Annotated in this window: 10 protein-coding genes and 1 pseudogene; 3 read left to right on the top strand and 8 right to left on the bottom strand. The window is 66.5% G+C overall.

The window, feature by feature from the left end:
* The first annotated feature begins 124 nt into the window (after positions 1–124).
* Complete coding sequence (locus J2753_RS05275; protein WP_209490884.1) at positions 125–1,093, top strand: metallophosphoesterase family protein; 969 nt, start codon at positions 125–127, stop codon at positions 1,091–1,093.
* A 64-nt stretch (positions 1,094–1,157) separates the two neighbouring features.
* On the opposite strand, the gene J2753_RS05270 is transcribed toward J2753_RS05275, so the two are convergent.
* Positions 1,158–1,517: a hypothetical protein gene (locus J2753_RS05270; RefSeq protein ID WP_209490883.1), complete on the bottom strand. Its 360-nt coding sequence runs from the start codon at positions 1,515–1,517 to the stop codon at positions 1,158–1,160.
* Between the two features lie 117 nt (positions 1,518–1,634).
* Between J2753_RS05270 and J2753_RS05265 the strand changes: the two genes are divergently transcribed.
* Positions 1,635–2,036, top strand: coding sequence for a CBS domain-containing protein (locus tag J2753_RS05265; RefSeq protein WP_209491199.1), 402 nt, complete (start codon positions 1,635–1,637; stop codon positions 2,034–2,036).
* Between the two features lie 2 nt (positions 2,037–2,038).
* Here the strand turns inward: J2753_RS05265 and J2753_RS05260 are convergent, their stop codons facing one another.
* Positions 2,039–4,084 (bottom strand): prolyl oligopeptidase family serine peptidase, encoded by a 2,046-nt coding sequence (locus J2753_RS05260; RefSeq protein WP_209490882.1) that lies wholly within the window; start codon positions 4,082–4,084, stop codon positions 2,039–2,041.
* 258 nt (positions 4,085–4,342) lie between these two features.
* Between J2753_RS05260 and J2753_RS05255 the strand changes: the two genes are divergently transcribed.
* Positions 4,343–6,250, top strand: coding sequence for an ABC transporter ATP-binding protein (locus J2753_RS05255; RefSeq protein ID WP_209490881.1), 1,908 nt, complete (start codon positions 4,343–4,345; stop codon positions 6,248–6,250).
* On the opposite strand, the gene J2753_RS05250 is transcribed toward J2753_RS05255, so the two are convergent.
* From J2753_RS05250 to J2753_RS05225, 6 genes and pseudogenes are all read right to left on the bottom strand, one after another.
* Entirely contained in the window at positions 6,251–6,772 is a 522-nt protein-coding gene (locus tag J2753_RS05250) for a hypothetical protein (RefSeq protein ID WP_209490880.1), read from the bottom strand.
* Between the two features lie 175 nt (positions 6,773–6,947).
* A pseudogene (locus J2753_RS05245) lies at positions 6,948–7,925 on the bottom strand (ABC transporter ATP-binding protein); the annotation flags it as partial.
* Complete coding sequence (locus tag J2753_RS05240) at positions 7,922–9,199, bottom strand: ABC transporter ATP-binding protein (protein WP_209490878.1); 1,278 nt, start codon at positions 9,197–9,199, stop codon at positions 7,922–7,924. The gene J2753_RS05240 and the pseudogene J2753_RS05245, both read right to left, overlap by 4 nt.
* Positions 9,199–10,227, bottom strand: a complete 1,029-nt coding sequence (locus J2753_RS05235; RefSeq protein WP_209490877.1) for an ABC transporter permease — start codon at positions 10,225–10,227, stop codon at positions 9,199–9,201. Before J2753_RS05235 ends, J2753_RS05240 begins: the two co-directional genes overlap by 1 nt.
* A 3-nt stretch (positions 10,228–10,230) precedes the next feature.
* Entirely contained in the window at positions 10,231–11,178 is a 948-nt protein-coding gene (locus J2753_RS05230; RefSeq protein ID WP_209490876.1) for an ABC transporter permease, read from the bottom strand.
* A 17-nt stretch (positions 11,179–11,195) separates the two neighbouring features.
* The gene (locus J2753_RS05225; RefSeq protein ID WP_209490875.1) at positions 11,196–12,860 is read right to left on the bottom strand and encodes an ABC transporter substrate-binding protein; all 1,665 of its coding nucleotides are present in this window, start codon (positions 12,858–12,860) and stop codon (positions 11,196–11,198) included.
* Positions 12,861–12,941: the final 81 nt, after the last annotated feature.

Genomic DNA, 12,941 nt, shown 5'->3' with positions numbered 1-12,941 from the left:
AGTGGTCATCGCTGCATATTACGAACTGAACATGGCTCTCGATGCCCCTATATATGCATATATAACGGTCGATCCAACGGGCGAAGCTCCACAGGTTTATGTGCCGCGTTGGCCCAATCAGGGTATGGCTGACGGACCCGTCGACCACAGCGGCAGCGCACCCGGAAACGTGATGGCGCGACTGGAGCGCCCGCGCAGTGACGAGCGAACTCGTATCGCCGTAATCGCTGACCCCCACGTCTCCACCCGTGAGGAAGGCACGTCAAAGCTGTTTGAGCACACCGAAGCCCACCTCGCGAGCGCTGTATCGGACATCAACGACCGCGACATCGACTACACGCTCTGTGTCGGCGACATCACCAAGGACGGCGAGCGCTGGAACTACGACGCCGCCGACGAGATCCTCGCCGATCTCGAGACGCCGTTCCGGTCGGTCCCCGGTAACCACGACGTGTTCAAGGAGGGCTACGATCACGAGAACCTCCCGCTTTCGGCGTTCGAGGAGCGCTACACTCCCGACGGCGAACTCCCCTTCCACGAACGCGTCGGCGGCGTCGACGTGGTCGGCCTCAACAGTTCGGGCGGCGACGACTGGCTGACCGACTCCCACGACGGTCTCGTGCCCGAGGACCAACTGGAGTGGCTCGACGAGACGCTACCCGAACTCGATAACCCCCTGATCGCGGTCCACCACAACCTCCCGACGATGTCCGAACAGTTGGTCCAGCACCGCGACAACAACGAGCCCGAGATGGCGATCCCGCCGACGCTCCGGGAGCCCGAGGCGTTCCTCGACGTGCTCGAGAAGCACGACGCCCCGCTGGTCGTCACGGGTCACCTTCACCTCCCCTCGGCGACATCGGAGCGCGGCGTCCGGGAGATCATGTCCCCGACCACCTGCTCGTTCCCGCAGTCCTACCTCGTGTTCGACGTTGGGCCGGACGGTACCGAGGTCCGCCTGATCCCCGTCGCCGACCACACGGGGATGATGATCGGCCACTACGAGCGCCACACCGACTCCTACACCGGGAAAGGCCTGACCGACATGGCGGCCGTGCGGCTGGCACAGTTCCCGCTGGTCGACGAGTCCTGAGCAGTCAGCGTCGTCGGCGACACCGATTCTCGTTCTCCCGGCCGTCACCGACCGGCTCAGAGACTCAGAAAACGTACTTCGCCGCCGCGCGCAGCGCGGTGTCGGTCCAGACGCCGACGATGATCGCCAGTTCGGCGGCGACCGGGAGCCCCTCGGGGAAGAGGACGTAGACGACCACCGCGAGCACGAGAAACACCGCTAGCGGCGGCACGTCCTCGAGGCGCGTCTCGTGGGTCCCGGTGTAGTAGAACGTACCCCCGGCGGCGACGCCGATGGCGACCGTCAGCGCGAGCGTCGACGCCCCCGGGAGCGCGGGGACCGACCCGCCCCAGAGTTCGACGTAGATCAGCGCCGTCGCGACTACCGCGATCAGCGCCGAGATGGTGACCGACTCAGCGATCTCCGATTCCGCGTCGTCGTCCATACGCCCCCCTGACCCGGGAGCGGAAAAAGCGTGCCCCCTCGACGCCAGTGGCGATTCGAGACCTGGTGAGGGGGAAGGGTTATGGCCCGTCTCGTGCTGTGTAATGACATGGACGATATCGACGATCTCTTCGTCGCTCGCCTGATGAGCACCGGCCTCAAGACGGTACGCCCTGACACGCTAGTCGAGGACGCTGCGGACCTGATGTTGGACAACGTGATCGGCTCTGTCGTCGTCGTTGACGGCGACGGCGAACTCGCCGGGATCCTCACCCGGACGGACTTCGTCGCCATCGTGGCCGGCCAGGAGCCCAAGGATCAGACGCCCGTCTCGGAGTATATGACCACCGACGTGCTGACCGCAAGCGCCGGCGACTCGATCCGGGCGGTGGCCGACCGGATGGTCGAGGCCGGCATCCACCACATGCCCGTCGTCGACAAGGAGGAGGGCGTCATCGGCATCATCACCACCTCCGACCTCACGGCGTACCTCTCGACGGTCCAGACCGACAGTCCGTAGTCTTACTCCCCGACTTCTGCGCCCAGTCGGTCACAGAGCCACGTCCACTGATCGACCTGCTCCTCGACGATCATCTCGGTCGACTTGCCCACCCCGTGGCCCGTGTCGGTCTCGGTCCGCAGGGTGATCGGTTCGTCGCCGGTCTGGTGGTCCTGCACGAGCGCGGTCATCTTCCGCGCGTGGCTCGGGTGGACCCGGGTGTCCCCCGCGGCGGTCTTGAACATCGTCGCCGGATACGCGCGCTCCTCGACGTTGTGGTACGGCGAGTACTCGCGGATGTACTCGAAGGCGTCGGCGTCCTCCGGCGAGCCGTACTCGACGGTCCAGGACTCCCCGAGCAGGAAGCGGTGGAACCGCAGCATGTCGAGCAGCGGCACCGTACACAGGACCCCCGCCCAGAGATCCGGGCGCTGGATGAGTGCCGCGCCCGTGAGCAGGCCGCCGTTCGACCCGCCGTAGGCGCCCAAGTGGTCCGAGTCAGTGTAGCCCGCCTCGATCAGTCCCTCGCCCACGGCGTGGAAGTCGTCGAAGACGTTCTGTTTGTTCTCGCGCATCCCGGCCTCGTGCCACGGCTCGCCGTACTCCGTGCCCCCGCGCAGATTGGCGACGACGAAGATGCCACCGGCGTCGAGGAACGGCCCCGCGAACCGCCAGAAGCTCGGGGTCTGGGGAATACGGAAGCCGCCGTAGCCGTACAGCACTGTCGGCGCCGAGCCGTCGGGCTCCAGTCCCTTCCGGTGGACGACGAACGCTGGCACCCCCGTGCCGTCGGCGGACTCGAAGAACTCCTGCGAGACACTGACGTCGACGCCGAGTTCGATGTCGGCTTGGCCGACCGTCTCCGCACCGCTGCCATCATCGCCGAGCCGATAGCACATCACGCGATCCGGCGCCTCGAAGTCGTGGACGACGTAGAACAGCTCCTCGCCGCCGTCGTCGATGTCTACGCCATCGATGGTACAGAACTCGGGGCTCGGCAGGCTCTCGACCTTCTCGCCGTCCTCCCAGACCGAGAGCTCCGAGGAGGCGTCCCGAAGGTGGTTCGCGACCAGCGCGTCGCCGGCGACGGTCACGTCCTGCAGCACTGCGTCGGTCTCGGGTATCGATTCCGTGAACTCCTCGGGATCCAGATCCTCGCCCCCAGCGAGTGTCTCGATGTCGGCGGTGAGCACCCGCGAGAAGTCCGCCTCGTAGTTGGTGAGGAAGTGGACCTCGCCGGCGTCGGACGCGATGTGCGGGCCGAACGTGGCGTCGTAGTCGGTGAGGAGGGGAACGAGCGACTCCTCGGCCTCGGGGTCGACGCGGTAGAGGTCGGTGTGGGTCGTCCCCTCGTGGACCGCCGCCAGCAGCGTGTCGGTCTCCTGGTCGTACTCCAGTTCGGGCCAGGCGTGCTCACTGAACGCGTCGGTGATGAGTTCGTCGTCCGCCGGCTGATCGCCGTGGGTGTGGCTGTACAGGGCCTTCTGTAGCTGCTCGCCGCCGCCGGGGGAACCGGTACGGACCGAGTAGAAGCCGTCGTCGGTCCACGCGAAGCTCCCGGGGTTCACGCGGCCGGCGTCGGGCACCACGTCCAGCCAGCGCCCCGTGTCCGCATCGACGACGCGCACGTCGTGCTGCTCCTTCCCGCCCTCGTCGTAGCCGTAGGCCACGCGGTCGCCGTCGGGCGAGACGGTGAACCAGTTCATCGACGCCGCCTCGCCGTCGAAGCGGTTGGGGTCGACCAGCGCCGTCGCCTCCTCGTCGAACGAGCGGCGGACGTACAGCACGCCGTGATCCTCGTCGGGTTCCTCGATGGTCTGGAAGTAGCGCCCGCCCGCGGCGGTCACGGCGCCGAAGTCGGTGACCCGGGCCACGTCCTCGAAGCGCGGGCGCAGGGCGTCGCGGGTGTCGGTGTCCAGCACGTGGTCGGCGTACTCGTTCTGGGCCTCGACCCACCCGTCGACCTCCTCGCTGTCCTCTTCGAGCCAGCGGTAGGGGTCGACGATCTCCTCGCCGTGGAGTTCCTCGGTGACGGGCCGTCGTTCCGTCTCTGGGGGACTGTCTCGCATACGGGAACCGGGTCGCGGGAGCAGCTTAAAAGGGTGGCAAGCGGCAGGACGGTACACTCAAGTTCCCTCCGGTCGACGCTCGCCACAACGTGAAGTCGATCCGCTGCGGCCGGTTCTGAGACGGACCGGCCCCGTCGTTCGCTCGCTGTCCAGCGTCGCCGTGGCCCAGCCTGCACGCCGAGGCGACCGCCAGCCTTCGGTCCGGTCGGTTCTCCACGCTCCCGTACCACTAGCGACCGCGCCGCAGGCAGTTCCCGAATGGCCGACGACACTCAATCCGACACAACCACGACCGACGACTCACAGCCAGCACAGTTCGCCGACCTCGCCAACGGGGTGGAGCGCCCGGTCCGGCGACTGCTCGAAACGTACTACCGGCCGTACCTGCCACACCTCGGGGCGTCGGTGCTCCTCCTGCTTCTCGCCCGGGTACTGTGGTATCTCCCACCGGCGGTGCTCGGCGCCACGGTGGACGCCACGCTCGCGGAGGACGCCCCCTACCGGCTCCCGTTCGTGCCCCCGCGCTATCTCCCGACCGGTGACGCCGCGGAACTGCGCTTCTCCGTGTTCGCGATGGTCGGCGCGTTCCTCGGCGGCGCGCTCGCCTACCTGCTCGGCGCGTGGGTTCGCAGCGTCGCGACCTACCGCGTCCAGCACGACGTTCGGGTCGACGCCTACCGGATCACCCAGCGGCTGCGGTACGGCTTCTTCGACAACGCTCGAACCGGCGAACTGCTCTCGGTGCTCAACAACGACGTGAACACGGTTGAGCGGTTCTTCGGGGCGACGCTCACCCGGGCGATCAACGCCGCCTTCATCGTTCTCGTGACGGCGGCGTACATGCTCGCGATCCACCCCGGGCTGACGCTGTTCGCGTTTGTGGCGCCGGTTGTCGTCGGCGCCGTGAACTACGCGTACAGCCGGCGGATCGCGCCCCGTTACGACGACCTTCGGGCGAGCGTCGGCGACATCGGCAGCCGGATCGAGGCGGCGCTGGGTGGCATCGACGTGGTGAAAGCCTACGGCGGCGAGGCCCGGGAGGCCGACACCATCGCCGCCGAATCCGCCCGCTACCGCACCGTCTCGTGGCGCATCGACCGCGCGAAGGCTGCCTACGGGCAGCTGACGGGTTCCCTCACTAACCTCGGCTACGTCGCCGTGTTCGCGGTCGGGGGGTCCTGGGTGCTGTTCGGCGCCCCGACGGAGCTTCCCGGCACGCTGACCGCGGGGACGCTAGTGACGTTTCTGATCTACGTGGACCGGTTCGCGTGGCCGTTCCAGCAGCTCCCGGGCGTCGTTGACGGCTATCAGGAGATGCGCGCCGCGGGCCAGCGAATCCTCGCGCTGTTCGAGGAAGCCGACACCGTCGCCGACGACTCGGGCGCAACGACGCTCGACGACGTGTCGGGCCACGTCGCCTACGAGGATGTGACGTTCGGCTATCCCGGTGCCGACGCGCCAGTCCTCGATGGCGTCTCTCTCGACGTTCCCGCGGGCTCAACCGTCGGCGTCGTCGGCGCGACCGGCGCGGGGAAGTCGACGCTGCTGAAGCTCCTGCTGCGCTTCTACGATCCGGACGACGGCGCCGTCCGAATCGACGGCCACGACCTGCGCGATCTCGACCGAGCGTCGCTGCGCGAGTCGATCGGCTACGTCGGGCAGGAGCCGTACCTGTTCGATGGCACGGTCCGGGAGAACGTCGCCTACGCGCGCCCCAACGCGAGCGAGGCGGTGATCGCCGATGCAGCCGAGCGGGCGAACGCCCACGGCTTCGTCACCGACCTCCCTGACGGCTACGACACCGATGTCGGTGAACGCGGCGTCAAACTGTCTGGTGGACAGCGCCAGCGACTCTCGATCGCCCGGGCGGTACTCGCCGACCCCCGAATCCTCGTCCTCGACGAGGCGACAAGCCACGTCGACGCCGAGACGGAGGCCCGGATCCAGCGGAGCCTCGACCGGCTGAGCGAGGACCGAACGACGTTCGTTGTCGCGCATCGGCTCTCGACAGTGAAGGACGCGGACCGGATCGTCGTCCTCGACGAGGGCGGGGTCGCCGAGAGAGGGAGTCACGAAACGCTACTCGAAGAAGACGGACTCTACGCGGCTCTCTGGGGCGTGCAGGTCGGGGAAGTGGATTCGCTGCCGGCAGCGTTCGTGAACTGACTACTCGATCTGGAACGTCGTCTCGGCCCGCAGTTTCTCGGCGCCGTTGACCGCGTCGATACCGACGCCGAGCGTGTGTTCGCCGCGCTCGGCCGAGCGCCACTCCTTCTCGTCGACGCGCACGCGCCCGGACCAACTCCGGCGGAACCGCTTGCGCTCGCTCCGCGAGAAGTGGAACGTGCTTCGGTCCTCGGGGTGGTCTGCGGGCACCTCGGAGCCCTTGGGGTTGCCGTCGATGGACCACTCCCAGGATTTCGGCGTCTCGGTGACGATGGTGATCGGGAGCGGAAACCGGTTGGCGAACGTCACGCCGAAGTGGATCTCCTCGCCCGGTTCGTAGCGGTCCTTGTCCGTCTCCACGTCGACCGCGATGGCCCGCGAGCGGATCGCCTGCGGGACGAGCGCGTGGCTGAGGTTGGTCCAGTTGACGTGGTTTCGGCTGGCGCTCTCGTCGTCCTCGACCGGCGAGAACGGGTCGTCGTCGTCACGCCGGAGCGCCTCCGAGTCGTACACCCGTCGCATGGCTGTTCAGTCGCGGTCGACGGGGAAAAGGGTCGCGGGCCGGTATCGGCCCGCGGCGGTGTCGGCGCGGCGTCAGTCCGCTGCCGCGTCGACTTCGATCGCCGCGCCGTTAATCAGCTGCCGCGTCGACTTCGTCCTCGATCTCCTCGTGGAACGGGCAGGCGATGCTGTGTTGGCCGCCCACGGCCTCCAGATCGGGGTGGTCGTTCCATTCGGCACACTCATCGTGTGCAATCGGACAGCGGGTGTGGAACTTACAGCCCGACGGCGGATTGATCGGCGAGGGCACGGTGCCCTCGAGGATGATCCGGTCGCCCTCCCAGAGCGGGTCGGGTTCGGGAATCGCCGACAGCAGCGCGCGGGTGTAGGGGTGGTACGGCGGGGAGAAGATCTCCTCGGTCGTCCCGACCTCCACGATCTCGCCGAGATACATCACGGCGATGCGGTCGGCGATGTGTTCGACCACGCTCAGGTCGTGGGCGATGAACAGGTAGGATAGCCCGAACTCCTCCTGTAAGTCCTCGAGGAGGTTCAGGATCTGGGCCTGGACACTCACGTCGAGTGCGGACACCGGCTCGTCGCAGACGATGAACTCGGGGTCGACCGCGAGCGCGCGGGCGATGCCGATCCGCTGGCGCTGGCCCCCGGAGAACTCGTGGGGGTAGCGTGAGGCGTGGCTCGACTGCAGGCCGACGGTCTCCAGCAGTTCCTCGACGCGCTCCTCGCGCTCTCCCCCCTCGGCGAGACCATGTACGTCGAGCGCCTCGCCGACGATGTCGCTCACCGTCAGACGGGGGTTCAGCGACGCGAACGGGTTCTGGAACACGAACTGCAGGTCCTTGCGGTAGTCCCGCAGTTCGCTCGAGGAGAGCTCCGTCAGGTCGACGCCGTCGTAGTAGACCGAGCCGTCGGTCGGCTCCTCGAGGCCGAGCATCGTGCGCCCCAGCGAGGACTTCCCACAGCCGGATTCGCCCACGAGCCCGAGAGTCTCACCCTCGGCGATCTCGAGGTCGACGCCGTCGACGGCTTTCACCGACTGCGGATCGCCGATGATGCGGTCGAGCAGCCCCTCGTCCGTGCTGTAGTGTTTCTTCAGCCCCTCGATCTTGACGAGTGGCTCGTCGTCGGCGCCGGCGTCGTTATCGACGCTCATACCGACTCACCTCCGTCGGTCGCGGCGTCCTCACGGATCTGCACGTCGAAGTCGACGCCGTCCTGAAGCTCCCCGGTGTACTCGAGACAGGCCGCAGAGTGGACCGCGGGGTCCGGATCCTCGACCGGTTCGCCGGTCTCGACGTCGACCAGCGGCGGCTCGTGTTCGAGGCAGGCGTCCTCGGCGTACGGACAGCGCGGGTGGAAGCTACAGCCCGACGGGAGCTGCACCAGGTCTGGCATCGTCCCGGGGACGGTGTCGAGCCGCTCTCGGTCGTCGCCGATCCGCGGGATCGAACTCATCAGCCCCACCGTGTAGGGGTGTTTGGGTTCGTAGTAGAGCTCCTCGACCGAACTGCGTTCGACGGGTTTGCCCGCGTACATCACCATCACGCTGTCACACAGCTCCGCGACGACGCCGAGGTCGTGGGTGATCAGCTGAACCGCCACGTCCTCCTCGTTGGAGAGCTCCTTCAGCAGGTCCAGGATCTGGGCCTCGATGGTCACGTCGAGCGCGGTGGTCGGCTCGTCGGCCACGATCAGCGCCGGGTCACAGGAGAGCGCGATGGCGATCACCGCCCGCTGCTGCATCCCGCCGGAGAACTCGTGGGGGTAGTCCGAGTAGCGCTCCTCGGCGTCCGGGATGCCGACCCGTTCGAGCATCTCGATGGCGCGCTCCTTGGCGGCCCCGTCGTCCATCTCGAGGTGTTTCCGGATCGCCTCGGCGATCTGTTCGCCCACGGTGTAGACGGGGTTGAGCGCGGTGTGGGGGTCCTGGAAGATCATCGCGATCTCGTTGCCCCGAAGCTCCCGCATCGCGTCCTCGGAGGCGTCGAGCACGTCGACGTGGCCCGCCTCGATGTGGAGGCTGCCGTCGTGGAGACTCGTCGCGACATCCGTGGGGTTGTCCCGGACCGTCGCGCCGGGGTCGCTCCCGACCGCGCCGGACTCCGAACGGAGTTCGGTCACGTGGATATAGCCCGGGCTGTTCTCCGTGGCGACGCCCTCCGGGAACTTCCGGGCGAGCGTCGCGACCGCGCTGGTAGAGCGGAACGTCACGTCCCCGCCCTTGACCCGGCCGGGGTCGTCGATCAGCCGCATCAGCGAGAGGCTGGTGACGGATTTGCCCGCGCCGGACTCGCCGACGACCGCGAACCGCTCCCCACGGTCGATCTGGTAGGAGACGTCGTTGACCGCCTTGACCTCGCCCTCCTCGGTGTAGAAGCTGGTCTGCAGGCCGTCGACGGAAAGTAGGGGTTCGTCAGTGACGCTCATCACCGCACCCCCGCGTTGCCGCCACTGTCACCCTGTGGGTCCACGGCGTCACGCACGCCGTCGCCCACGAGGTTGATCGAGAGCACGAACAGGAAGATGGCGAGCCCCGGGAACACCGTGATCCACCACTGTCCCTGGATCAGGCTACTCCGACCGCGGGCGAGCATGCTGCCCCACTCGGGGGAGCCCGGTTCGAGCCCCAGGCCGAGGAAGCCAAGCGCCGCCGCGTTGAGCACGACGGTCCCGATACCGAGGGTCGCCTGCACGATGACCGGCGCCATCGCGTTGGGGACCACGTGCCTGAAGATGATCGAGCGGTCGCGCGCGCCCAGTGCCTTGGCTGCGGTGACGTACTCGTTCTCCTTGACCGAGAGCACCTCACCCCGCAACAGGCGGGCGTAGGCGATCCAGACCACGAGTACCAGCGCCGTGATCATGTTCCAGAACCCCTGGCCCAGCACCGAGATCAGCGCGATGGCGAGCACGAGGAACGGGAACGCATAGAGGATGTCGACCAGACGCATGATGACCTCGTCGACCCAGCCGCCGTAGTAGCCCGCGATGGCGCCCAGCGGGACGCCGACCGAGAGCGCGATGCCGACCGTGATCACGCCGATCGTTAGGCTGTAGCGGCCGCCGTACATGACCCGCGAGAAGATGTCCTTCCCGGACCAGTCAGTGCCGAACGGGTGGGCGATCGACGGCGGCTGATTGAGCGCGCCGAAGTTGGAGGCGGTGGGATCGAACGGCGCCAGCGAGAACGGCTGGATCGTGACCCCCTCGAACGCGATGGGGCGGGCGAAGACCGTCGTGAACAGCATCACGGCGATGATCGCAAGCCCCACCAGTGCGGTACGGTTGCGTTTGAACCGTTCCCACGCGCGCGTCCAGCGCTCCCGGGAGACTGTGCTCTCCGCCTGCTGCCACTCGAACCGCTCGTCGCGGTCCTCGAACACGGAGGTGTCGAACCCGGTCACCTGAATCCGGCCGCGTTCAGTCGTCGTCGTTCGTTGTGATTCGTGAGACATGTGTCAGTATCGGATACGTGGATCGAGCCACGAGTAGAGTAGGTCCGCGATCAGATTCACGAACACGATGGTGACGGCGATCATTAGCACGATCGCCTGCAGCACCGGAAGGTCCCGCTGGGTGATGGCCTGAATCAGCATGCGTCCCACACCGGGCCACGAGAACACCTGTTCGATGACGACCGACCCGTTGACGATGAACGCCACCTGGATCGCCGCCACCGTGACCACCGACACCATCGAGTTCCGCAGTACGTGCTTGACGATGACTGTCCGTTCGGAGAGTCCCTTCGCTTTGGCCGTCCGGACGTAGTCCTTGTTCAGTTCCTCGACCATCGAGGAGCGGGTCAGCCGCATGATGAGCGCCGAGGAGGCGGTCCCGAGGGTGATGGCCGGCAGGATGACGAACTTCAGCATCGGTAAGCTGAGCGTCGGCATGTCCGGCGGGATGACCCGGAACCACCCGAGCTGCACGCTGAACACCAGCAGCAGCATCAGGCCGAGCCAGAAGTTCGGCGTCGCGATCCCCAGCAGCGCCCCGACGCGGCTCGCCTCGTCGATGGTGTTGCCGTTGTTGACTGCCGCGAGGACGCCCAGTGGGATCCCGATGGTGACCGCGATCAGGAACCCACCGCCCCCCAACAGCAGCGTCTTCGGAAGCCGCCGCAAGATGGCCCCGGAAACGCTCCGATCTGAGATGAGCGAATCGCCGAAGTCGAGCACCATCGCGTCGCGGAGCCAGAGCCAGTACTGCACGTACACCGGTTCGTTGAGGTTGTACTGTGCTTCGAGCTGTTCGCGGAGCCCCGGCGTCGTCTCCTGAAACTGGAGGATGTAGTCCACGGGGGACCCGGGCAGCATCTTCGTGAGCGAGAACGTCAGTATCGATACACCGAACAGTACTGGTATCATCACCAGCAGCCGCTTAACGAAATATCGTTGAAGAGACATGGAGGGGAGGGGAGTCGTTACTCCTGATTCAGGTAGGTGAACCCACCGTCAGCCGGGGAGTAGATACCCTTGAACTCGTCACCGTTGATCGGATACGTCCGGAAGCCCGTCACGGCCGTGTTGTCGTACACGTCCGTCTCCTCACCGAACCGGATGTACGTCATCGGTGCTTCTTCCGCGAGGATCTCCACGAGGTTGGTGTAGATCTCCGCGCGTTGTTCGAGCTCGTACGTCGAGGCCCCCTCCTGGAGGAGGCTGTCGACCTCGGCGTTCTCGTAGTGACTGAAGTTGAACCCGTTCGGCGTCCAGTTGCCGCTGTTGACGAGTTCGTTGATGTACGCGTCGGGGTCCCAGCCACCGGACCAACCGACCGCGATGATCTCGTTGGTCGACGCCGTGGCTTCGCTGGTGATCTTCCCGACGTACGTGTTCCACTCGAACTGCTCGACGGAGACGTCGAAGTAGTCGGTGTTGTTGAGGCTCTCGGCGATGAGCTGAACCCACTGCACACGCTGGGGGTTCTCGTTCGTGATGATGCTCGTCTCGAACGGCGGTTCGACGCCGGCCTCGTTGAACCCCTCCTCCAGCAGAGTGTCAGCCTGCTCTTGGTCGTAGCCGAGGTACTCCTCGGCGAGGCGGTCGTTGAGTTCGTTCCACTCTTCGGTGTCGTACACCGCCGAAATCTGCGAGATAGCCATGTAGGCCGGGACGCCGAGCCCCTCGTACACCGACTCGACGATGTCGTCACGCGGGACGAGTCGGGAGATGCCGCGGCGGACCTTCTGGTTCGTGAACGGTTCGACTTCGAGCGGGTAGGACATCAGGTCGTAGCCACCCGCGAGACGGCGGTTGACCGTGAAGTCCTCGTTCTCCGCGAAGTCACTGATGCTGGCCGCCGGCGGCGCGTTGGAGATGTGGATGTCCCCACTCTCGAGGGACGCCTGCTGGGCGGACTGCTCCACGATGATGCGATAGGTGACGGTCTCGATCGGTGGCGTCGCCGGCACGCTGTCGTCGCCCTCGAACCAGTAGTCGACGTTGCGTTCGATCCGGAACAGCTCGTCGGGCTGGTGCTCGACGAACTCGTAGGGACCGGTGCCGATCGGGTTCTCGGTGATGTCCAGGTCGCCGTTCTCGACCTCCGCCGGGATGACGGGGATGCCTGCGATGTTGAACCGCAGTGGGGCGTACGGGTTCTTGAGCGAGAACTCGATCGTGTAGTCGTCGATGATCTCCGAGGACTCGTACCAGTCGTACACGTCCGCAGCGTTGGTCTTGCCCTCGTATCGCTCGTAGGACACCTGAACGTCCTCCGCGGTCAGTTCCTCTCCGTTGTGGAACATGACTCCCTCGCGGAGCTCCGCGCGGAACGTCGTGTCGTCGACCTCCTCGAACGTATGAGCCAACTCGTTGTTGATGCTGCCGTCGAACCCAACCGAGAGCAGCGATTCGTAGGTCAGGCCAAAGGCCTTCGTGGACGTGGTGTCGGCCGCTTTCGCGGGGTCGAACTGCGCCACGTCGGCACCGAAGGAGGCGATAAGCTCGCCACCCTCCTGAACGTTCTCGGGGTCGGCGGGGGTCGTCGTGCCGCCGGGTCGGGCCGCCTCCTCTTCCGTCTCCGTTCCGTTGCCGCCCATACAGCCAGCCAGCCCCGCGACACCGGTGATGCCGAGCGACTTCACCAAGTTACGGCGGGTAAGGCCGAAGTGCCGTTCCGTGCTATCTGATGCCATGTGCGTAGTACCTATGGTGAGGCCGGACCG

Source organism: Halolamina salifodinae (assembly GCF_017874235.1).
In the GTDB taxonomy this organism is placed as follows: domain Archaea; phylum Halobacteriota; class Halobacteria; order Halobacteriales; family Haloferacaceae; genus Halolamina; species Halolamina salifodinae.
The sequence above is the reverse complement of the archived record's forward strand: the minus strand, read 5'-3'. Positions and strand labels throughout refer to the sequence as shown.